Origin of the sequence: Marinimicrobium sp., from assembly GCF_002695945.1 — a bacterium.
In the GTDB taxonomy this organism is placed as follows: Bacteria; Pseudomonadota; Gammaproteobacteria; order Pseudomonadales; family Cellvibrionaceae; genus Marinimicrobium; species Marinimicrobium koreense.
On the sequence record NZ_NZQP01000016.1, the window covers coordinates 58,406 to 80,354 of the forward strand.

The 21,949-nt window shown below is 59.3% G+C and carries 17 protein-coding genes; 9 read left to right on the forward strand and 8 right to left on the reverse strand.

Features of this window, described 5'->3' with window-relative positions:
* The first annotated feature begins 533 nt into the window (after positions 1-533).
* The gene (locus CMG77_RS02570; protein WP_286903561.1) at positions 534-2,393 is read left to right on the forward strand and encodes a cation:proton antiporter; all 1,860 of its coding nucleotides are present in this window, start codon (positions 534-536) and stop codon (positions 2,391-2,393) included.
* 18 nt (positions 2,394-2,411) lie between these two features.
* On the opposite strand, the gene CMG77_RS02575 is transcribed toward CMG77_RS02570, so the two are convergent.
* From CMG77_RS02575 to CMG77_RS02580, 3 genes are all read right to left on the reverse strand, one after another.
* Positions 2,412-4,253, reverse strand: a complete 1,842-nt coding sequence (locus CMG77_RS02575) for a response regulator (RefSeq protein ID WP_502691734.1) — start codon at positions 4,251-4,253, stop codon at positions 2,412-2,414.
* Between the two features lie 167 nt (positions 4,254-4,420).
* Complete coding sequence (locus CMG77_RS16080; RefSeq protein WP_502691733.1) at positions 4,421-4,642, reverse strand: high-potential iron-sulfur protein; 222 nt, start codon at positions 4,640-4,642, stop codon at positions 4,421-4,423.
* Positions 4,623-4,823 carry a DUF2788 domain-containing protein gene (locus tag CMG77_RS02580; RefSeq protein ID WP_024459815.1) on the reverse strand — a complete coding sequence of 67 codons (201 nt, stop codon included), beginning with the start codon at positions 4,821-4,823 and terminating at the stop codon, positions 4,623-4,625. Before CMG77_RS02580 ends, CMG77_RS16080 begins: the two co-directional genes overlap by 20 nt.
* A 265-nt stretch (positions 4,824-5,088) precedes the next feature.
* Here CMG77_RS02580 and CMG77_RS02585 point away from each other — a divergent pair, with 265 nt between their 5' ends.
* Positions 5,089-5,400 carry a hypothetical protein gene (locus tag CMG77_RS02585; RefSeq protein WP_286804586.1) on the forward strand — a complete coding sequence of 104 codons (312 nt, stop codon included), beginning with the start codon at positions 5,089-5,091 and terminating at the stop codon, positions 5,398-5,400.
* A 29-nt stretch (positions 5,401-5,429) separates the two neighbouring features.
* On the opposite strand, the gene nspC is transcribed toward CMG77_RS02585, so the two are convergent.
* From nspC to CMG77_RS02605, 4 genes are all read right to left on the reverse strand, one after another.
* On the reverse strand, positions 5,430-6,593 hold the full coding sequence (gene nspC, locus CMG77_RS02590) for a carboxynorspermidine decarboxylase (protein WP_286804587.1): 1,164 nt from the start codon (positions 6,591-6,593) through the stop codon (positions 5,430-5,432).
* Positions 6,593-7,795: a saccharopine dehydrogenase family protein gene (locus CMG77_RS02595; protein WP_286804588.1), complete on the reverse strand. Its 1,203-nt coding sequence runs from the start codon at positions 7,793-7,795 to the stop codon at positions 6,593-6,595. Before CMG77_RS02595 ends, nspC begins: the two co-directional genes overlap by 1 nt.
* Before the next feature lie 192 nt (positions 7,796-7,987).
* Entirely contained in the window at positions 7,988-9,910 is a 1,923-nt protein-coding gene (gene speA / locus CMG77_RS02600) for a biosynthetic arginine decarboxylase (RefSeq protein ID WP_286805301.1), read from the reverse strand.
* A 342-nt stretch (positions 9,911-10,252) separates the two neighbouring features.
* Positions 10,253-11,869: a pectate lyase gene (locus CMG77_RS02605; RefSeq protein ID WP_286903563.1), complete on the reverse strand. Its 1,617-nt coding sequence runs from the start codon at positions 11,867-11,869 to the stop codon at positions 10,253-10,255.
* 287 nt (positions 11,870-12,156) lie between these two features.
* Here CMG77_RS02605 and CMG77_RS02610 point away from each other — a divergent pair, with 287 nt between their 5' ends.
* From CMG77_RS02610 to CMG77_RS02635, 6 genes are all read left to right on the forward strand, one after another.
* Positions 12,157-13,041, forward strand: coding sequence for a phytanoyl-CoA dioxygenase family protein (locus tag CMG77_RS02610; RefSeq protein WP_286805297.1), 885 nt, complete (start codon positions 12,157-12,159; stop codon positions 13,039-13,041).
* A gap of 204 nt (positions 13,042-13,245) precedes the next feature.
* The gene (locus CMG77_RS02615) at positions 13,246-13,698 is read left to right on the forward strand and encodes an NUDIX hydrolase (protein ID WP_286805296.1); all 453 of its coding nucleotides are present in this window, start codon (positions 13,246-13,248) and stop codon (positions 13,696-13,698) included.
* 20 nt (positions 13,699-13,718) lie between these two features.
* Positions 13,719-14,807: a tRNA 2-thiouridine(34) synthase MnmA gene (mnmA, locus tag CMG77_RS02620; RefSeq protein WP_286805293.1), complete on the forward strand. Its 1,089-nt coding sequence runs from the start codon at positions 13,719-13,721 to the stop codon at positions 14,805-14,807.
* Between the two features lie 167 nt (positions 14,808-14,974).
* Positions 14,975-15,613, forward strand: coding sequence for a high frequency lysogenization protein HflD (hflD, locus tag CMG77_RS02625; RefSeq protein WP_123637072.1), 639 nt, complete (start codon positions 14,975-14,977; stop codon positions 15,611-15,613).
* Positions 15,614-15,761: 148 nt separating this feature from the next.
* On the forward strand, positions 15,762-17,144 hold the full coding sequence (gene purB, locus CMG77_RS02630) for an adenylosuccinate lyase (protein WP_286805290.1): 1,383 nt from the start codon (positions 15,762-15,764) through the stop codon (positions 17,142-17,144).
* A gap of 151 nt (positions 17,145-17,295) precedes the next feature.
* On the forward strand, positions 17,296-18,423 hold the full coding sequence (locus CMG77_RS02635; protein ID WP_286805289.1) for a cupin domain-containing protein: 1,128 nt from the start codon (positions 17,296-17,298) through the stop codon (positions 18,421-18,423).
* Positions 18,424-18,451: 28 nt separating this feature from the next.
* On the opposite strand, the gene CMG77_RS02640 is transcribed toward CMG77_RS02635, so the two are convergent.
* Positions 18,452-19,258, reverse strand: a complete 807-nt coding sequence (locus tag CMG77_RS02640) for an IclR family transcriptional regulator (protein ID WP_286805288.1) — start codon at positions 19,256-19,258, stop codon at positions 18,452-18,454.
* A 324-nt stretch (positions 19,259-19,582) separates the two neighbouring features.
* Here CMG77_RS02640 and CMG77_RS02645 point away from each other — a divergent pair, with 324 nt between their 5' ends.
* A complete protein-coding gene (locus CMG77_RS02645) occupies positions 19,583-21,682 on the forward strand; it encodes a starch-binding protein (RefSeq protein WP_286805286.1) in 2,100 nt (699 codons plus the stop codon).
* Positions 21,683-21,949 lie beyond the last annotated feature (267 nt).

Genomic DNA, 21,949 nt, shown 5'->3' on the forward strand with positions numbered 1-21,949 from the left:
CGCTCCTGGATGAGCTGGAATCCATCAAGGGGCTNCTGCAAGACGAAGATGATATTCCCATACTCAGCGAGGTGATCGAGGCCATCGAGCCGCTACCGGCGGATAGCCCCCGGCAGCCGTCGTTGTTTCAGGCTTCCAATTCACCCAGCACGCACTCGGCCAAACCCCGCCCGGCCAGCATTACCCGGGCCACGGGCGAAAACCCTTTCTTGCCCGAACATATCCGGGCCCGCCTGCACGGCAACCGGCCGCCGCCGCTGGTGGAGGAGCTCNCGGCCAACCCGCCGGCTCAACCCCGGACCGAGCCCCCTACCGACCGCCCCCTATCCCGCGCNGCTCTGATTGAGGAAGTGGTGCAGGCCAGCCTGCCCGATATTGAGGCCCGCTTGCGGGCTCGGCTTTCCTCACTGACCGAAGAACAACTGCAAACCCTGATCGCGGACGACCACGCCCAAAGCACTGAAGGCCCTATTTAAAAGGCCCGATTTAAAAGGCAAAAATACAAAAGGCCAAAAAACAAAAGGATAGTCACTATGGAAAACGCCGGACTCGCGATTGCCCTGATCGGGATCGTCGCTTTATTTTGCCAGTGGGCGGCCTGGCAGGCCCGATTGCCGGCGATTCTGTTTCTGCTGGTCACCGGCCTGATTCTGGGCCCGATCGGCGGCTGGCTGGACCCGGACGCGCTCTTTGGTGACCTGTTGTTCCCCTTGGTGTCACTCGCGGTCGCGGTGATTCTGTTTGAGGGCAGCCTGACCCTCAACTTCCGCGAACTCGGCAGTCTGAGCACGGTGGTGCGCCGTATGATCACCGTGGCCGCCCCCATCACATGGGCCGTCGTCGCGGTTACCACCCACTATCTGTTCGGCATTGGTTGGGACCTCAGCATTCTCTTCGGGGCGCTGATGGTGGTGACCGGCCCCACGGTCATCACGCCGCTACTGCGCAGCGTCCGGCCCTCNGAGCGGGTGGCCAATATTCTGCGTTGGGAAGGGATTGTAATCGACCCGGTGGGTGCCCTGCTGGTGGTTGTGATGTACGAGTTTATNGCCACTCANAGCCAGGCGGCCGCTTTTGGCCACAGCGTACTGCTGTTTCTGGAAATCATTGTGGTCGGCATGGTNATCGGGCTGGCGGCCGGTTATCTGTTGGGTAAAATTCTGGCCCGTCAGTGGCTGCCGGAGTATCTGCACAACCTTGCCACGCTCAGNCTGGTATTCATGGTGTTTACCTTCTGNAANCACCTGGCACACGAGTCGGGTTTGCTGGGGGTNACGGTGATGGGCATGTGGCTCGGNAACCAGAAGGATGTGCGCATTCACAACATCCTCAACTTCAAGGANAACCTGACCATTCTGTTCATTTCCGGGCTGTTCATCATCCTGGCCGCCCGCCTGCCCCAGGAACAGCTCATTGGTATTTTTACCCTGGCGCCACTGCTCCTGTTGCTGGTCATTCANTTTGTNGCNCGGCCACTGTCNGTGGCTTTNGCCACCCTGGGCTCACCGGTCAACTGGCGCGAGCGCATTGTGCTCAGCTGGATCGCCCCGCGGGGTATTGTGGCGGCTGCNGTGTCCGCCCTGTTTGCCCTGCGCCTGGAGGAGCAGGGACANCCGGATGCGCACTGGCTGCTGCCTTTGACCTTCGCCATCATTCTCGGCACCGTGGTCTTCCAGAGTGCCACCGCCCGCCCTCTGGCCCGCGCCCTCAAGGCGGTGGAACCGGAGCCNCGNGGNGTGCTGATTCTNGGCGCCAANGCCGTGGCNCGAACCATCGGCAAAGCNNTGATGGAGCAGAANNTGCCNGTCATGGTGTGCGATTCCAACTGGGAAAATATCCGCACCGCCCGNATGGCGGGNCTNCGCACCTTTTACGGCAACCCCACCTCGGAATACGCCAGCCAGCGTCTGGANCTGACCGGCATTGGNCANNTGCTNGCCCTGTCNCCACTGCGTGAACTGAANGTGATTGCCTGCATGCATTTTCGCAACGAGTTCGGNCGCGAGAACGTCTACACCATTCGCCACACGTCNGAAAANCACAAGGCNGAGAAGCATCACGTGGCCGACGACCTCAAAGGNGCNACNCTGTTCACCGAGCGNGCCACTTACGCCAAGCTCGCCAGNCTGATTGGCGAGGGCGCNGAANTTCGGGTNACCCGGCTGACCGANGANTTCACCTTCGAGGCCTTCAAGAAGAGTAAAACCCGCGGTACTTTGCTGCTGTTCAGCATCAGTGANGATGGGGACTTGCGCCCCTTTGTGGCGGGACGGGAGGAAACACCAGAGAGTGGCTCNGTGNTGCTGAGCCTGGTACCGGCGGACCAGTCTTCGAAAGAGGTGCCGGTNCCNGAGACGGACACGCCGCCCGAGTCGCCTTCGTTACCGGACTGACCGCNATACCGGGGAGGTTTACCTCCCCTTCCCCAGCCACTGTTCCAGGTGACTCTGAAGCGCTTCATAGCGCAGAGGCTTGCTGATGTGATCATCCATACCCGCCGCGCGGCAGCGGTCCTGGTCTTCGTCGGCGGTGAATGAAGTCATGGCAACGATCGGCAGGTGTCGGCCACCGTCATCCGCCTCCGCCTCCCGGATACGCTCGGTGGCCGCTATNCCGTCCAGCTCCGGCATGTCGCAGTCCATCANTACCAGATCAAACTTTTCTTTGCCGATGGCCGACAAGGCCTCTTTGCCATTGCTCGCCACATGGACCTGGCAACCCAATTTTTTGAGCATGCCGGATACCACCATCTGACTGACCCGCTGGTCTTCCACCAACAGGACGCGGCGCCCCGCCACCGGATTGATGCCATCGTCTTCCTCTTCGGCCAACANNGCCTCGGAGGTATCGTGGCTCAGCAGCCGGTGTACCAGCGTTTCGTACAGCTTGCGGTGCATGATGGGTTTTTCGATACAACTCACCTGCGGATACTCGTGCAAGTGGTTCTTGGTTTCGTCGCTGTCTCGCTGCAGGAGACTCATCGCNATGATCTGGGCCAGACCGCTCAGGGCCGGCTCGGTGGCNATACTCCGAGACAGGACCAGGCCATCGAAGCTGTCGAGCTTGTTGTAGATCAGNACCAGNTCTTCAAGCTGCTCGCTCTGTGCGCTGGCTTTCANCTGCTTGATCGCCTGGGTGTGACCNTACACCCGGGTGGANTTCATGCCCCAGCGCGCAAGCTGGTCCACGAGATCCAGCGCCACCACTTCCGGAATATCCACCAGCAGGATTCGCTTGCCGCGCAGGCGCTGTTCCTGCTGGCCAACATCCTGATAGGCCACCACNTCCAACTGCACATTGATGACAATGCGCTTGCCGGACTCCCGGTTCTCCACCAGATTGACACTGCCGCCCATGCATTCGGCCAGGCCTTTACAGATGGACAGACCGATACCGCGCAGATTCTGATCGGAGCGCTCGTCAGTGTCCTCATCATGTGCGGTCCGGGAGGCATCACTGATCACCAGCTGCAGCTCACCGGATTCATTCTCACCGGGGTGAAACACTGCCTCCACGAAGATCTGTGCCATACCCGAATGCTTGACCGCATAGGTCATCAGGGTGCCGAAAATCTGCCCCAAACGGGTGGCATCGCCCTCGACTCGCCGGGGCAGTTCCTGGTCAAACACGTAGTTCAGCTCAATCCCCTGCTGGTGGGCTTCCAGAGCAAAGTCCTGAACCAGCTTTTCCAACAGGCGGCGTAGATTGAACGGCACTTTTTCCAGCTCGAGAGATTTGGTGGTGATCTTGGAGAAGTCCACCACATTGTTCACCAGATCCAGTTGTCGTTCGGCCGCCTTGCTGGCGAGCAACAACAACTCCCGATGGCGCTCAGACATCTGCTCATCGTCTACCAGAGCCAGAGTGCCCAGAATGTCGTTGAGCGAGGAGCGAAACTCCTGCCCCAGGTTGACCAGAAATTCGTTCTTCAGCTCNATGGCCGCTTTGGAGCTGCGCTGCTCGAATTCCAGCCCTTTGGCCCGCTCGCGCAGCGCGTAGTTGGCCTCCAGTCGCTCCCAATAAGTATTGGAGGTCACTTTGGCCTGGTGACTCAGCATGGTGTAAAACACCAGCATGATACTGCCGTACAGGTAACCCTCGACGCTGAACAANAACACCGCCGTCAGGGCCGCGGGCACCTGGCCAATGAACAGGTAGGTGGTCAGGAAACGCCGATAGGGTGCGAACACGTTGGCCACACTGGAGTAGAACACCACAGAGTAGAGCCACATGATCAGGGTTTCATCCCGCATCCCGATCAGCCAGGTCAGGCTGACCAGGATAAAGGCCCACCAACCGGCGCCGAGAAACGACGCGAAGAAATACTGATTGCGCCAGCGCGCCGGCGCCCGGGCGTAGAGGGTGTCAAAGCGGAACAGGTAATAAGCGCGCAGCAAGGTCACCAGCAGCAGGCCGACGATCAGGACAATCGACAGGTTCTGGTAGTTCTGGAAAAAGTCACCAAACACCAGACAGGAGACCGCGACGATAAAGTTGAGCACCAGCCCGCGACGGCTGTACTTGGCGACCCGGGCATCGGTGTCGCGCATGATCTGACGGTCTTTCTGGACTTTGGAGGTGGGAACGAACAGTTGCAGCATGCGCGACCTTCCCGAACGATATTATGGATTGATGACTTCAACCAGAATGGTCTTGATCAGAAAACCGGCCAACCCGAGTGCCAGGGCCAGGAACAGGATGAAGGTACCGAACCGTCCTGCTTTGGACTCTTTGGCCAGGTCCCAGACGATAAACAGCATGAACAGAATCAGGCCACCAATTCCCAGGACCAGTGACCAACTTTCAAACTGCTCAATCGTCATACCTGAAAACACCTCAAATGACCGATCTTTCGACAGCCGACATTGTATAAAAAAAACGCCGGCACCGATAGCAAAGGCTTGCAAGCACCACCGTAGGAACTACACTCAATAAGCCTGTTCGGGGCGAATGGCCGCTTTTGCAGGCCAGTTCACACAAACCGACGGAACGCTTGTGGTTCAGCGTCGTCACACTGTCCGGGAGCGCAATGGCGCGCTTTCGGGTAACACCACGTCCAACTAGAACCCATTCACAGGAGTTGATGCTATGAAAACGCTTATCTGGCTCACCAGTCTGACCCTGATGGCCGCAGTGGCTACCGGCTGCTCACAGGAAGAAGCCGACAATACCGTGGAAGAAGCGGCCGAGGAAACCCGCGAAGCCTGGGACGAAACCAAGGAAGCGACCGGCGACGCCTGGGAAGCAACCAAGGAGAAGGCTGACGAGGCGGGAGACGCAATTCGCGAAGGTGCGGACGAAGCCGGTGACACCATGCAGGAAGGCTGGGAAACCACCAAGGAAAAGAGCCGTGAAGCGGCAGATGAAATGCGCGACACCATGGATGGCGACAACGAGTAACAGGCCGGATCACAGACCCGCCGAGCCCATCAGGACAGGCGGGTCTTGAAATCCTCGTAGCCGAACTGACGCACCACTTCCAGCTCATCCGTGCGGGAGTCCCACAAGGCGATTGATGGCAACGGAATGCCATTGAAGGTGGTGGTCTTCACCATGGTGTAGTGCGACATATCGTCAAACAGCAATCGCTGCCCTACCCTGAGCGGCTCGGCGAAGCTGTAATCCCCCATCACATCCCCCGCCAGGCAGGTCATGCCGCCCAGCCGATAGGTATGGGCCAACTCGCCGGGCTCTCCGGCACTCCAGATATCCGCGCGATAGGGCATTTCCAGAGTGTCCGGCATATGGCAGGTTGCCGAGGTGTCCAGAATGGCCTGGTCCAGCTGATTCCAGGTGATGTCCAGAACCTCGGCTACCAACACACCGGTGTGGATTGCCACGGCTTCGCCGGGCTCGAGATAGACCTGCACATCGTGACGACGACTGAAGTCCTTGATCAGCTCAATCAGGGCGTCCACCTGATAACCCGGCTGGGTAATATGATGGCCACCGCCGAAGTTCACCCACTCCATCTGCTCCAACCAGGGGCCAAACTTTTCCTCAACCGCTTTGACCGTGCGTTCCAGCGGCGGCACATCCTGCTCGCAGAGGGTGTGAAAGTGCAGACCGGAAATACCCTCAAGCAGCTCCGACTCAAACCGACTGGCCGGAACCCCCATGCGGGAACCCGGGGCACAGGGATCGTACAAGGGGACTTCTCCCTCCGAGTGTTCCGGATTGATCCGCAGACCAAAACGCAACTGCGGGCGACGCTGCTGGGCGGCCAGGGCGAGATCGCGGAACCGGCGCCACTGGCTGAAGGAGTTGAACACCACATGATCGGAGAGCTCGAGGATTTCCTTCAGATCCGACTCCCGGAACGCCGCCGAGTAGGTGTGCACCTCACCGCCGTAGTATTCCCGCCCCAGGCGCGCTTCGTGCAGGCCACTGGCGCAGGTGCCGGACAGGTAGCGGGCGGTCAGGTCCCCCAGGCGCCAACAGGAGAACGCCTTGAGCGCCGCCAGCACCTTGGCCCCACTCTCGCGTTGCACACGATTGAGGAGCTTCAGGTTCTCCTCCACCGCAGCGACATCCACCACGAAACAGGGGGATGGAACGCGCTGGGGATCAAAGTCTTTGAACGACGCCGTCATCAGTCTTCCATGCCGGTTTTCTGGGTGACTTCTTCCACCTGCCAGGGCAAACCGTACTGGTTCAGATCCTCCATAAACGGATCCGGATCCAGTTGCTCCATGTTCCACACCCCGTCTTTCATCCATTTACCTTCCAGCATCATCTTGGCGCCGATCATGGCGGGCACACCGGTGGTGTAGGAAATGGCCTGGGACTTCACTTCCGCGTAGCAGGCTTCGTGATCACAGATGTTGTAGATGTAGACGGTCTTGGGCTTGCCATCTTTCATTCCCTGCGCCAGACAGCCGATGCAGGTTTTGCCCTTGGTACGTGGGCCGAGGCTGGCCGGGTCCGGCAGCAGGGCCTTCAAGAACTGCAGAGGAATGATTTCCTTGCCCTCGAAGTTGACCGGCTCAATGGAAGTCATGCCGACGTTCTCGAGCACCTCCAGGTGTTTGAGGTAGTTGTCGGAAAAGGTCATCCAGAAGCGGGCCCGCTTGATTTCCGGGAAGTGCTTGGTGATGGACTCCAGCTCTTCGTGGTACATCAGGTAGCAGTTTTTCGGTCCGATGCCATGAGGGAAATCAAAGGAGCGCTTTTCGCTCAGCGGGTCGGTTTCCTTCCAGCCACCATTTTCCCAGTAACGCCCCTTGGCGGTCACTTCCCGGATGTTGATTTCCGGGTTGAAGTTGGTGGCAAAGGGGTGACCGTGATCGCCCGCATTGCAGTCGATGATATCCAGGGTGTGAATCTCATCCAGATGATGCTTTTTGATATAGGCGGTATAGACGTTGGTCACACCCGGGTCGAACCCCGAGCCCAGCAGCGCCATTTTGCCCGCTTTGACGAATTTTTCCTGATAGGCCCACTGCCAGCTGTACTCGAACTTGGCTTCGCCCGGTGGCTCGTAGTTAGCGGTGTCCAGGTAGTGCACACCGGCTTCCAGGCAGGCGTCCATGATGGTCAGATCCTGGTACGGCAGGGCCACGTTGATCACCAGGTCCGGCTTTTCCTGCTCAAGCAGCGCCACCAATTCAGGGACATTGTCCGCATCCACCTGGGCGGTTTTGATCGGCCGATCAAGCTGCTCGGCAATGGCCTTGCACTTGGCTTCAGTGCGGCTGGCGAGCACGATCTCTTCAAACACTTCGGGGACCTGGGCGCATTTGTGGGTAACCACGCCGCCGACGCCACCGGCGCCAATGATGAGTACTTTTGCCATAGTGTTGGCTCCTTTAAACCAGACTTTAATTGGTTGCGACAGTGAGTTGGGTGGTTGCGTTTAGTTTGGTTACGGCGGATGCGCTTCGCTTATCCGCCCTACGGCTGAGCGCAGCGGTATAAACCCGCGTAGGGCGGATAAGGGCGAAGCCCGCATCCGCCGTTACCCTACACCACCCGGCGCTACCTTACGCTACCGCTCAAAATACGTATAACCCCGCAAACTATCGGTAAACGCTGCCAACATTTCCTGTCGGTCGGATACCGTAATGCGCCCATCGCGCACGGCCTGCTCGGCGGTGGCGCGAAACTGCTTGAACATCGCCTGGGGGTCGTATTCCACATAGCTCAACACATCGGCGATGCTGTCGCCGTGCAGCTCGTGCACAAACTCCATGCCACCTTCGTTGTTGATGCGAATGCTCGCCACGTTGGTGTCACCAAACAGATTGTGCAGGTCGCCCAGGGTTTCCTGATAGGCGCCCACCAGGAACACCCCCAGGTAATATTCTTCGCTGGCTTTGACCGGATGCACGGACAGGGTTTCGGTATTGCCGTGCGGCCCCGCGAAACGATCCAGCTTGCCATCACAGTCGCAGGTCAAATCGGCAATGATTGCCTGGCGCGTGGGCTTTTCGTTGAGCCGATGAATCGGCATGACCGGAAACACCTGCTCAATCGCCCAGGAGTCCGGGAGCGACTGGAATACGCTGAAATTGCCATAGTAAATATCGGCCAATTGCTGCGGAAGGGTTTCCAGCTCCGCCGGGATGCGCTTGAGCTCCGGCAGCAGTGCGGCAATTTTCTGCAGACCGGCCAGGTACAGATTTTCCCCGAACGCTCGCTCCCGCAGGCTGATTTCGCCGCGGTGGAACATATCGCGGATCTGGTCCCGGTAATAGGTGACGTCGTTGTAGCTTTCCTGCAGGTTGTTGGGCGCAATCACCCGAATGGCGTGCCACAGGTTGGCCAGCTGGGCATGACTGTCTTCCGGCAGGGCCTCTGGCAACGGCGCCGGATCAAAATGCCCAACATCCAGAATATTGAACAGCAACACCGAGGTGTGGGCCACGGTGGCCCGTCCGGATTCAGTGACAATCACCGGGTGCTCAATATCGTGGGGATCCAGCGCCTGCTGGATCGCTTCCACCACGTCCACGCAGTACTCCTGAACGGAGTAGTTCCGGCTGTGCCCGCTGGTACTGCAGGTACCGTCGTAGTCGATGGCCAGACCGCCGCCGAGGTCCATGTACCCCAGCGGCGCGCCTTCGGCCACCAGGTCAATGTAGTAACGGCAGGCCTCGAACACGCCGGCCCGAATGCTGCGAATATTGGGAATCTGGGAACCCAGGTGAAAGTGCAGCAGTTGGAAACAGTGCAACAGGCCCGCTTCGCGCAGGCTATCCACCACCTCCACCAGTTGGATGGCGGTGAGACCAAACAGGCTGCGATCACCGCTGTCTTCGCTCCAATGTCCCTCGACCTTGGTCGAGAGTTTGAGGCGCGCACCGATGAGCGGATCAACACCCAGGGCGCGGCTGCGCTCGATGATCAGCGGTACTTCTGCGGGGGTTTCCAGCACGAAAAAGCACTTGAAGCCCAGCTTGCGGGCCTGCAGGCCAAGGTCGATAAACTCGGCGTCTTTATAGCCGTTGCAGATGATCAGGCTTTCCCGGTTCTGCAGCGTGGACAGGGCGATCATCAGCTCAGCCTTGCTGCCCGCTTCCAGCCCGTGGTTGTAGCGCTCGCCAAAGCGGGCAATTTCCGCCACGATATGGCTCTGCTGGTTCACCTTGATCGGGAAGGCGCCGCGGTAGCAGCCCTGGTAGCCGGTGGTTTCCATCGCCTGGGCAAAAGATTCGTTCAGAATGCTGATACGGCTGTCCACCAGGTTTTCCAACCGCAGTAGAACCGGCATTTCCAGCCCGCGCTGCTGCAATCCGTGGGCGATATCCATCAGGGATACCGTCGCTCCCGCCTGGCCGTTGCTGGGTGAGCGTACCACCACTTCACCCTCGGGTGAGACGCCGAAATAGCCGCCTCCCCACTCTTCGATGCCATACAATTCAGATGAATGGCGTGCCGACCAGGCCTGGGATTCGTTGGATTCAGTCAATGCAGCAACCTACCTCTGTTTAACGTTGGCAAGCCCCCCGGGAGCCGGAGGGAGAAGATGTGCGAAAGGCGCGCAATTTTGCCCAAACCGGCCCCAATTGCAAACCTTTTTTTACCCGGCCCGCCAGTAGGTCGGATTAGCGCACAGCGCGTAATCCGACAAAAAGGCACAAGGCGGTGGTTCGTCGGGTTGTGCTCCACTAACCCGACTTACTTTTGTCTATCGGGCTACGCTTCGCTAACCCGACCTACGCCTGCTACGGCTGGCCCGCGGGCCGAGATCATTAAGGTCGTCAACCTTGCCAGAGTTTCCCTGTACGCGCAAACGACGCGAGCCGCGCCATCACTCACTCTGCGCCTCCAGGTAGCGAATCAACACCCCCATGTTCCTGATAAACGCCCCCGTGGAAATTCCCATGACCGGCTCCTCCGCCCGATAGGGTGAGGTATCCCACTGATCCCCCACGTGTCGGCTGCCAAAATCGCCCGCCGCAACCGCCTCTGGGGCCGGCCCGATATAGGGGTTGGAGGTAAAGCGCAGGGGCGTCGGCCAATAGCCCTGGCCGTTCAGGGTGGCGCGCACCCGGGCCGCATCGGCGGCCAGGTCACCGGTATCCACCGCCTCCTGAGCCCGGGTATTGAGGTCGGACACGCTGACATTGCCCAGAGTGAAAAAGCGGGGCAAATCGGCGCTTTGGGGCTCCAGCAACGGTGAGCCTCGGGTGGCCTCCTCCCGGGGCATGGCTTTTACCGCCCGATAGAGGGACCACAGCGCCTCGACATCGATATGCCGGGTGGAGCGATAATGGGAGAGAGCGTCGTCCGGGCTGTAATCGGCATAGTACTCGCCGTTGGTCACGTTGGAGCCCCGCCGGTGGGTGTGTAGGGCTTTTCCGGTCCCGACTTCCACAAAGGTGGGATGGGTGCGTCCATCTCGCTGCTCACTTTCGGGCAGGCGCACCCGATCAAGCCAATCCAGCGCGGCAGGGATCGGCGCCAGAAACTTGGTATCGCCGGTCAGACGGTAAAACTTGATCAGTTGATAGACATTGGCTGCCGTGGTACCCGGCGACAGGGACTTGGGCTCATAGGTGCGTGCCCCGGCAGGCTCCAGCTCCAGCGTGTATTGCATGGCCCAGCCGGGCTGGGGCGGCCCCATCCGGGTAACCAGGAAGCTGTTCATGGCCCGAATCACCGGCTCGCGCAAGTCCGAGCGGCCCAGGGCCTGATAGCACAGCAGCAGGAACTCAATGTTCTCCTGGGCCACATCATCATTGAAAGTCAGGAACGAAGTGTAATCCGGCTGGCCATCTTTGGAGTGCTCGTAACGCAGGGGATAGCGCTGGGGCCAGCCACCGATCGGGTATTGGCTGTCGAGGACAAACTGGATCGCCCGTTCCAGAGCCGGGCGATAGCGTGGGTCCCGCTCAATCATATACAGGCGCAGGAGAAACTTCGCCGACTCCATGGTGCCCGCGTCATCAAAGGTGGCATTGCCGTAATAATGCTGGAACTCCTCCAGCCGCCAGGCGTTCTTCCCCACGGTGTTGTACCAGTGCTTCAGGGATTCCTCCCCGGCGTAGTCCGCCACATAGTTCCAGCCGCCGGAGGGGTGCTGTGCCCAGATCAGGGCATTGGCCACCTCCTGTGCCGCCTCGTAGTAATAGCGGTCCCCCGTTGCGGCCAGGGCATCGAGGTAGAGATGCCCTACTGTGGCGGTGCCCGGGGGTTGAATCCAGATCATGGTGCGCTTGGCCTCCAGCTCCCCCCAGACCCGGGAGAAGTCCGGCAGGTAGGACCAGAGGTATCCGCCACGAAAACTCACCTCCTCGCGCATAAAGCGGGTGGCGTCTTTCATGGTCGCTTCAATGTCGGAACGGGATGGGCCGTCGGCCAGTGCGGACAGCGGGTACACGGAAAGCAGTACGACCAGCCACCGAAGTAGCTGAGCTCGGGTCATGCGAATCATCTCTCTCACCTTTTTGTCATCGTAATTATTGTTAATGGATGTGTTTTTATACTTGGATATTAGCGGTTCCAACCGCAAGGTCCCAAGGACTTTACCCGTCTTTTCACTTTTCGCACACTATAAATATTTCACATGCAATTGGTTTTTTAAATAAAAAGCGGGGTTGAACGCTCCACTCCTAGACCCTATTTCTCCAGCGCAGGCTTGGCCAAAGCTTTCTTCTTTAGTGAACCGATTGATTCCTGCGAATGATGACAGTGAATTAAGGAGGAATGACCTTGCTTAAACGATACGATCCCTACCCCTCCCGCACTGGTGACGTCGAACAGATCATACCGCGCACCGACCCGGTCATTTACGGTGCGGGCCACAGCGACCGCCCGCACGGGCTATCCGGCGAGCAGCTGGCGCACTACGAACAGAAAGGCTTTCTCACCCTGCCCGGCCTGATGGGCGACACGCTCGACACCATTCGCGCCGAAGCGGACGCGCTCAAAACCACCATGGCGGGCCGAGAAGAGCTGTACACCGAGCCCGACAGCGGTGAACTGCGCACCATTTTCAAGCCCCATGCCTACAGCGAAACCATTGCCCGCATCGCTCGGGACCCGCGCATTCTGGAACCGGTGAAACAGATTCTGGGCTCCGACGTGTACCTCACCCAGTCCCGCATCAACCGTAAACCGGCGTTCAAGGGCCGCTCCTTCGCCTGGCATTCGGACTTTGAAACCTGGCACGTCGAGGATGGCATGCGCCACATGCGGGCCGTCACCGCCTGGATCATGCTGACCGATAACCACGAGTACAACGGGCCGCTGTATGTGATTCCCGGCTCCCACAAACACTATGTGTCCTGCGCCGGCACCACCGAGGAGAAGAACTACCGCAAGTCTCTGAAAAAGCAGGTGGCGGGTGTACCCAGCAAGGAGTCCCTGGAAACGCTCTTGAAAGACCACACCATCGAAGGGCTTTATGGCAAAGCCGGCACCCTGGTGCTGCACGAGTGCAACATTCTGCACGGCTCACCGGACAACATTTCCGGCGACCCTCGGGCGTTGTTGATGTTTGTCTATAACAGTGTGGAGAATGAGTTGGAGCAGCCGTTTAGTGGGCAGGCGCCGCGGCCCCATTATCTGGCCGACAGGGAGCCGAAGGTGTTGTAGCGTGTTGGAATTGCGGTAACGGCCACAGCACGGTAGGGCGGATGCGGGTTATACCGCTGCGCTCGGCTCCGCCCTACGCGACCTTTCGTGCCCCAACCCTTGCCGATTCCCCATCTATCAACCTGACTCGCCCCCGTGTCGCCGGGCGTCAAATCCGGTAAACTGTGCCTTTCGCTTGCAAATTCCCCGACGACAAGGATTCTTATGACCTGGGCACCCCACGTGACCGTGGCCACTGTGGTGGAGCGGGACGGCCGTTTTCTGTTTGTGTATGAACACGCCGATGAGCGCGATGTCTACAACCAACCGGCCGGCCATCTGGAACCCGGGGAAAGTCTGGTCGAGGCGGCGATTCGGGAAACCCTTGAGGAAACCCGTTGGCTGGTGAAACCCACCGCCCTGCTGAGTATCAGCCTGTACAATGCGCCGGCCAATGGCGTGACCTACCTGCGGCACACCTTTGTGGCCGAGGCCCTGAAGGAAATTCCCGAGCAACCCCTGGATGACGGCATCATTGAGCCGCGCTGGCTGACCCGGGATGAGCTTCTGACCTGTAAAGCCCAGTGGCGCAGCCCCATGGTATTGGACGCCGTCGACGAGTACCTCAGCGGCAAACGCTATCCGCTGGAGCTTCTGCACCGTCAGCAGCACAACTGATTGAACAACACCGGATTCTCATGACAGCAGACACCAAACCCCGCGTCATCGTCGGCATGTCCGGCGGCGTCGACTCCTCGGTCACCGCCCTGATCCTGCAGCAGCAGGGCTATCAGGTCGAAGGCCTGTTTATGAAAAACTGGGACGAAGACGACGGCACCGAATACTGCACCGCCAAGGACGACCTGGCGGACGCCCAGCGCGTGGCCGACCGGCTGGGCATCAAGTTGCACACCGCCAACTTTGCCGCCGAGTACTGGGACAATGTATTTGAGCACTTCCTGGCCGAATACAAAGCCGGACGTACTCCCAACCCGGATATCCTGTGCAATCGGGAAATCAAGTTCAAAGTCTTTATTGAATACGCCGAAATGCTCGGCGGTGAACTGATCGCCACCGGTCACTATGTGCGCCGTCAGGACCGGGACGGGCGCACCTATTTATTGAAAGGCCTGGACCCCAACAAGGACCAGAGCTACTTTCTGCACGCGGTCGGTGAGGCCGAATTTGCCCGCAGCCTGTTTCCGCTGGGGGATATCGAAAAGCCCCAGGTGCGTCGCATTGCCGAAGAATACGGCCTGGCCACCGCCAAGAAGAAAGACAGCACCGGCATCTGCTTTATCGGCGAGCGCCGTTTCAAGGACTTTCTGCAGCAATACCTGCCCGCCCAGCCCGGCACCATCGAGACGCCCGAAGGCCAGGTCATCGGCGAGCACGCCGGCCTGATGTACTACACCATCGGCCAGCGCCAGGGCCTGGGTATTGGCGGCGTGGCCGGTGCGAGCGAAGCGCCCTGGTTTGTGGCGCAGAAGGACCTGGAGCGCAATGTGCTGATTGCCGTGCAGGGGGAGCACCCGCTGCTGTATAACAACGGACTGGAGGCGAGCCAGATTCACTGGATCAACGGCGAAGCGCCCGCACCGGTATTCCGCTGCATGGCCAAGACCCGCTACCGGCAGGCCGACCAGGCGTGTGAGATCACCGTGGATGGCGACCGTATGAAAATTGACTTTGATGAGCCCCAGCGTGCCATCACCCCCGGCCAATCCGTTGTGTTGTATGACGGAGATGTATGTCTCGGCGGCGCGGTGATTGAGCGGGCAGTGTGATTCACGCTTTGGTAACGGCGGATGGGAGTCATACCGCTGCGCTCGGCTCCGCCCTACGGATAGCACGCGGCAGGTGGCGTAGGGCGGATAAGCCGGAGACGCATCCGCCGCAACCCAACCCTGAGCATCCACAGCCATCATATTTACAATGAGGACCTATTAACCCCGTGACTGACAAGCTCGAAAACGCCACCATCGCCCTGGCGGGCCTCTTCCAGGCCGCCGGCCTCGTGGAACAACTGGCCAAAACCGGCTACGTACCCAGCGACGCCTATCGCTGCACCATCGAGAGCCTGTTCGCCATGGACCCGCCCAACACCCGGGCGGTGTACGGGAACACCCTCGCCCACCTCATTCCCGGGCTGGAAATCCTCCAGGCCACCCTGGAGCCCGGCAACCAGCAACACAAAGACGCCCTGCGTTACAGCCTTGGGGTACTGCACCTGCAGCGCAAGCTCAGTGCGCGCAAGGACATGCTGGGCGTATTGGGCACTCGCCTTAAACAGGCGGCCCGACAGGCTGAGCTGTTCTCCAGCACCCACGAGAATGTGATCGGTAACCTGGGGGACCTGTACAAGGAAACCATCAGCACCTTCCGCTTTCGCATTCAGGTGACCGGGGATCAGGGGTATCTGCAACAGGCCCGTATCGCCAATCAGGTCCGCGCCCTGTTGTTGGCGGGCATCCGTTCGGCCACCTTATGGCGGCAGGTGGGTGGCAGCCGGTGGCAGTTGATTTTTCAGCGCAAGAAGTTGGCCCAGACGGTGGATCGGTTGTTGCGCGAGGCGAAAGCCGAGTTGCGTTGAAGTGAGTCCAGGTGGGTTACGGCGGATAAGGGCGAAGCCCGCATCCGCCGTCACCATTGCGCTCGGCCCATACAACGCGCAAAATCACCCATTTTCCGGTACAATGCCCGCCTTTTCCAATCCGTTTGAACCCAAGCAAGAGACTCCCATGGCATCCGCAACCTTCGACCAACTCACGCCCCTGAACGCTGTTTCCCCCATTGATGGCCGCTACGGCAGCAAAACCGCTGATCTGCGCGCGGTTTTCAGCGAATTTGGCCTGATTCACTGCCGCGTCGCGGTGGAAGTGCGCTGGTTGCAGCGCCTGAGCGAACACCCCGACATCGCCGAAGTGCCGGCCTTCAGCAAAGAGACCCATCAGAAGCTGGATGCCATTGTGGCCGATTTCAGCGAGGCCGAAGCGGAGCAGATCAAGGAGATTGAGCGGACCACCAACCACGACGTGAAAGCCGTGGAATACTTCCTGAAGAAGCAGTTCGCCGGCAACAAAGAGCTGGAAGCGGTACTCGAGTACGTGCATTTCGCCTGCACCAGCGAGGACATCAACAACCTGTCCCACGCCCTGATGCTCAAGGCCGGTCGCGAACAGCTGCTGACTCAGGCACAGCAGATCACCGATGCCATCGCCAAACTGGCCCACGACTACGCCGCTGACCCCATGCTCTCGCGTACCCACGGCCAGACCGCCTCCCCCACCACCGTGGGCAAGGAAATGGCCAACGTCGTGGCGCGCCTGCGCCGTCAGATCAAGCAGATTGAACAGGTCGAGCTGTTGGGTAAAATCAACGGCGCCGTGGGCAACTACAACGCCCACCTGGCCACCTACCCGAACATCGACTGGGCCGCCAACGCCCAGACCTTTGTCGAAGGCCTGGGCCTGACCTGGAACCCCTACACCACCCAGATCGAACCCCACGATTACATCGCCGAGCTGTTCGATGCCATTGCCCGGTTCAACACCATCCTGATCGATTTCGACCGGGACGTCTGGGGCTATATTTCCCTGGGTTACTTCAAGCAGAAGACCATCGCCGGTGAAGTGGGCTCCTCCACCATGCCCCACAAGGTCAATCCCATCGACTTTGAAAACTCCGAGGGCAACCTGGGCCTGGCCAACGCGGTGTTTACCCACCTGGCTCAGAAGCTGCCGATTTCCCGCTGGCAGCGCGACCTGACCGACTCTACCGCCCTGCGCAATATGGGTGTGGGTTTTGGTTACAGCTTTATCGCTTATGCCTCCACCCTCAAAGGGATCGGCAAGCTGGAAATCAACCGCGCTCGCCTGGCAGCGGACCTGGACAACGCCTGGGAAGTGCTGGCCGAGCCCATTCAGACCATCATGCGTCGCTATAACGTTGAAGAGCCTTACGAGAAGCTCAAGGCGCTGACTCGCGGACAAACCATCAACCAGCAGGTGTTGAATGATTTTGTCGACGGGCTGGATATTCCCGAAGACGCCAAGGCTGCCATGCGGGCGTTGACGCCGGGGAATTACATTGGGAATGCCGAGGCGCAGGCGAAGAAAATTTAGTTCAGGTAACGGCGGATGCGCTTCGCTTATCCGCCCTACGTATAGCACAGAGGTTGCGTAGGGCGGAGCCGAGCGCAGCGGTATAACCCGCATCCGCCGTAACCAAACGCCGTAACCCAACCATCAACCCTGCACAACAACGGTCTCCTCCATGCCCCTGACCCACCTGGGCGATATGCCCGTCGAAACTTTCCTGCGCGACTACTGGCAACAAAAACCGCTGCTGATCCGCAACGCCTTTCCGGATTTCGAATCGCCTCTGGACGGCGACGAACTTGCCGGCCTGGCACTGGAAGACGAGGTGGAATCGCGCCTGGTATTGGAAAAGGGAAAAACGCCCTGGGAACTCCGCCAGGGGCCCTTCGAGGAAGACGACTTCGCTGCCCTGCCCCCGAGCCACTGGACGCTGCTGGTTCAGGCCGTGGATCAGTGGGTACCGGAGGTTCAGGAGTTGCTGCACCACTTCCGTTTCCTGCCCGACTGGCGGCTGGATGACATCATGGTGAGCTACGCCGTGGATCAGGGCAGTGTCGGCCCGCATTTCGATTACTACGATGTCTTCCTGCTACAGGGAAACGGCAAGCGGCGCTGGCGCATCGGGCAGACGTGCGACAGCCAAAGTCCCAAGGTGGAAGATACCGCGCTGAATATTCTGCAAGACTTTGAGGGCACGGAAGACTGGGTACTGGAGCCCGGCGACATGCTCTATATTCCGCCCGGTGTCGCTCACTGGGGCACCGCGGAGGGCGACGACTGCATCACCTACTCCATCGGCTTTCGCGCTCCGAGCGTGGCGGATATCTTTACCGAGCTGAGCCAGGATATTGCCAGCCGGCTGACAAACGACCAACGGTACCGGGACCCGGCAATGGCCCCTGCGGAAAACCCCGGCGAAATTCCGGCGGACACCCTGAACGCACTGGACGCATTGATTCAGAGCCACCTGACGCCCGAGGCCATTCAGGATTGGTTCGGCCGTTATATGACCACCCCGAAATACCCCGACCTGGAGCCGGAAGTCGCGGAGGAAAACGGAGAGGATTGGACCGGAGTCCCTAACCTGGAACGTCACCCGACCAGTCGCTTTGCCTACTCCACCGACGGCGATCAGGCGACGCTCTATGTGGATGGAGAACAGTATTCCTGTTCACGTGCACTGGCTGAATGCCTGTGCGCTGACATTGCACCGGAAACCCGTGAGCTTAAAGCCAGCGCTCAGTCCGAGCAGGATATCGCACTCGTCAGCGAATTGGTTGTGGACGGAAAACTCTGGGCGTGAGCTACCCTGGCATACGCGGCCGGCAGCTCTACACACCGCCGAGCTGGCCGCTGATTCGATTGGTGGCGTTTTTCAGCCGCTCCAACACTTCTTCTTGTGTGCAGGGCAAGGGATTGCACTGAATAAACGGAACAGTCAGTGCGGCGACCGGGCCTTCCCGCCCCATCACCGGACAGGCAAGGTCCGTTACTCCGTCCACAAAGTCACTGGCCCGACACATATAGCCTTGAGCCGCCGCCTGCTCTGCTTCAGCCAAAAACGACGGCATCCGCTGCCCCTGTTCGTCCGACGCCTCCAGCGCAGGGCGCCAGGCGGCCCGCTCCTGCTCCGAGCGCAACCCGTACAGCAACAGCCCCGACGCCGCCTCAATGACCCGGCGTCGATAACCCAGGCGCACGGCAAAGCCCAGATCCCGGGGGCTTTCAATGCGTGCGACCACCACTACCTGATCACCCGAGGCAACCACCAGATGGCAGGACTGACCCACGTCTTGCGCCAACTCCTTCATGATCGGCAATGCCACATCCAACAAGGTGCGAGTCGGGGCCTGAGCCATGCCCAGAGTAAACAGATGATTGGTAAGCTCGTAGCCTTCCCCGTTTTCAGACTGGGCGATGTAACCCCGATACTCCAGCGTCAACACCATCCGGAATAACTCACTCACCGAACGTCCCAACTGCGACGCAATTTGAGAAGTCGTCAGCGGTACGCCCTCACGCGCTAACAATTCGAGCACATCCAGACCTTTTTCAAGGGCCGGTGCACGATACTTGCGTTCGGTTTCATCATTGGAACTGCTACCCGGTGAATCCTGTGCGGTAGAAGGCTTGGCCATGGTCACTCCTGAGTGCAAATTATCACTCAAAGATACCACAGAAATTTTACATGTAAAAACGAAACCACTACCTTCCGGCAGACCTCCGTCAAACGGACGATTCACCCAACGTGATGCAGTGCACATTGAGGTCGATTACATCCGGTCGCCCCGAAGCTGCATACGTATTCATCTTGCCCGGGCGACCCAAAAGGCTTTCCAATGAAAACCGAGCGACGCAGACCACAATAATCAGTCGCTGATGTCATCCCAACCTCCCGAACTTGCGCAATGTGCAAGTTAAAAAAACATAACACCAATAGACATTTCGAGAATGGAGGTTTTATGCAAAACCACAATAACCCCTTACTTCCGCGATTGTGTCACTGGCTCGCCGGTGCCTTTTCGATTACTTTATTCAGCATCTCTGGCGCCTTTGCCCAGCCCGCCCCCGGCGACACATTCGTCCACTTGTTTGAATGGCGCTGGAGCGACATCGCCACCGAATGTGAACAGCACTTGGGCCCGAAAGGTTACGCGGGCATCCAGGTATCACCACCCCAGGAACACATCCAGGGCGACGCCTGGTGGACCCGTTATCAACCGGTGAGTTCTACCATCGACAACAGCCGCAGTGGCACCCGCGCTGAATTTATCGACATGGTGCAACGCTGTGACGCTGCCGGCGTGGATATCTATGTCGATGCCGTGATCAACCACACCGCTGCCGGTTCCGGCGTAGGCACCAACGGCAGCAATTATTCCTACGGCACCAGCTACCCGGAATTTTCCACCAACGACTTCCACGCACCCTGCGATATCAGCGGCAGCGATTACGCGAGCAATGCCTGGGCGGTGCGCAACTGTCGGCTGGTAGGCCTACCGGACCTGGACACGGGAGCAGAGTACGTCCGGCAAACCCTGGCCAACTATCTGAATGACCTGATCAACATCGGCGTCAAAGGCTTTCGCCTGGATGCGTCCAAACATATGAGCCCGACGGACATTAACGCCATCACCAGCCGCCTCAATGGCAACCCCTATATTTTTCAGGAAGTGATTGATCTGGGCGGCGAAGCGGTCAGTGCCGGTGAATACCTGAGTGGCGGCGACGTGACCGAATTCCGGTACAGCGCCGAGCTGGGTAATCAATTTAAAAACGGCCAACTGAACTGGCTGCAGAACTTCGGCGAGAGCTGGGGTTTTATCAGCGGCGGCTCCGCGGTGGTCTTTACCGACAACCACGACAATCAGCGCGGCCACGGTGCCGGCGGCAGCAATGTGCTGACCTATAAAGACGGCTCACTGTACGACCTGAGCAACGTCTTCATGCTCGCCTGGCCCTATGGCTACCCTAAAGTCATGTCCAGCTTTGACTTCTCGGACAGCGAGGCGGGCCCGCCCAGCGCGCCGGTGCACAACAACGGGAACCTGAACTGCTATGGCTCCGACTGGAAGTGCGAACACCGCTGGCGCCCCATCGCCAACATGGTGGCTTTCCGCTCCGCCGTTGGCGATCAGCCGGTCAACAACTGGTGGGATAACGGGAGCAATCAGATTGCCTTCGGGCGTGGCGATGCCGGCTTTGTCATCATCAACCGGGAAGGCAACCAACTGACTCGCACCTTCAGCACCAACCTGCAGGAAGGTGAGTATTGCAACGTGATCGACGGCGATTTCGACAGCGGTAGCTGCTCCGGCGAAATCCTCTGGGTGAACGCCCAGGGTCAGGTGGACGTCAGCCTGGACGGCATGACCGCCGCCGCCATTCACCGCGATGCGCGCGTGGGTACCGATCCCGAACCGGAACCCGAGCCGGAACCTGACACCATCAACGCCAACAGCATCTGCCTGAGCAACCAGACAGGCTACAGCAATCCGCACATCTACTACTGGAGCCCGAGCCCCAGCGGCGCCCTGGCCAGCACGACCTGGCCCGGCGAAGCCATGACTGCCCAGGGTGACTACCATTGCTTTGATCCGGGCGCGGCACTCAGCTCCCTGAACATCGTGTTCAACGACAACGGCGGTGCCCAGACCTCCGACCTGACTTACACCGGCGACGGTTGCTACAGCAACGGCCATTGGCAGAGCCTGGAGCAGTGCGGCTTTACGGTCGACGACGGCACTCAGACGAGCCCCTCGCCCAGCGAGAGCACCTACGTCTGCTATGACAACGCCAACGGCTACAGCAACCCGCACATGCACTTCTGGAATGCCAGCCCCAGCGGTGTATTGGCGGATAGCAACTGGCCCGGGGTCGCACTGGAAGCCAACAATGGATTTTACTGCTACGACACCGGCGCTGAGCTCACCGACCTCAATGTTGTATTCAACGACAATGGCGGCGCTCAGACCGCCGACCTGACCATGACCGGCGGCAACACCTGCTACCAAAATGGGCAATGGACAGCGTTATCAAATTGCGGGGTGAGCGCCCCCTAGGCAGATTATTGCGCTGAAACCCTTGAGGGGCGCGGCTGCGCCCCTTTTTTTGTGCGTCCACTCAACAGCCATTGGTCAACCTGAACTCTTGTGGTATATTTGACTACAACGGGCCAATAAAGCGATCAGCCCGACCGATTCAATAACCATAACCAGGTGATCCCATGCCAATCGCAATGAAAAACCGCTTTACTCTGCTCACCACCGCCCTGATGGCGCTGGGCCTGTCCGCCTGCGGCGGCAGCAACAGCGGACCCGAACTGGAAT

Coding starts and splice junctions, on each gene's coding strand:
- CMG77_RS02580 (WP_024459815.1), bottom strand. CDS start 4,823: ATGACGATTGAGCAGTTTGAAAGTTGGTCACTGGTCCTGGGAATTGGT.
- CMG77_RS02585 (WP_286804586.1), top strand. CDS start 5,089: ATGAAAACGCTTATCTGGCTCACCAGTCTGACCCTGATGGCCGCAGTG.
- nspC (WP_286804587.1), bottom strand. CDS start 6,593: ATGACGGCGTCGTTCAAAGACTTTGATCCCCAGCGCGTTCCATCCCCC.
- CMG77_RS02595 (WP_286804588.1), bottom strand. CDS start 7,795: ATGGCAAAAGTACTCATCATTGGCGCCGGTGGCGTCGGCGGCGTGGTT.
- CMG77_RS02605 (WP_286903563.1), bottom strand. CDS start 11,869: ATGACCCGAGCTCAGCTACTTCGGTGGCTGGTCGTACTGCTTTCCGTG.
- CMG77_RS02615 (WP_286805296.1), top strand. CDS start 13,246: ATGACCTGGGCACCCCACGTGACCGTGGCCACTGTGGTGGAGCGGGAC.
- mnmA (WP_286805293.1), top strand. CDS start 13,719: ATGACAGCAGACACCAAACCCCGCGTCATCGTCGGCATGTCCGGCGGC.
- purB (WP_286805290.1), top strand. CDS start 15,762: ATGGCATCCGCAACCTTCGACCAACTCACGCCCCTGAACGCTGTTTCC.
- CMG77_RS02635 (WP_286805289.1), top strand. CDS start 17,296: ATGCCCCTGACCCACCTGGGCGATATGCCCGTCGAAACTTTCCTGCGC.
- CMG77_RS02640 (WP_286805288.1), bottom strand. CDS start 19,258: ATGGCCAAGCCTTCTACCGCACAGGATTCACCGGGTAGCAGTTCCAAT.
- CMG77_RS02645 (WP_286805286.1), top strand. CDS start 19,583: ATGCAAAACCACAATAACCCCTTACTTCCGCGATTGTGTCACTGGCTC.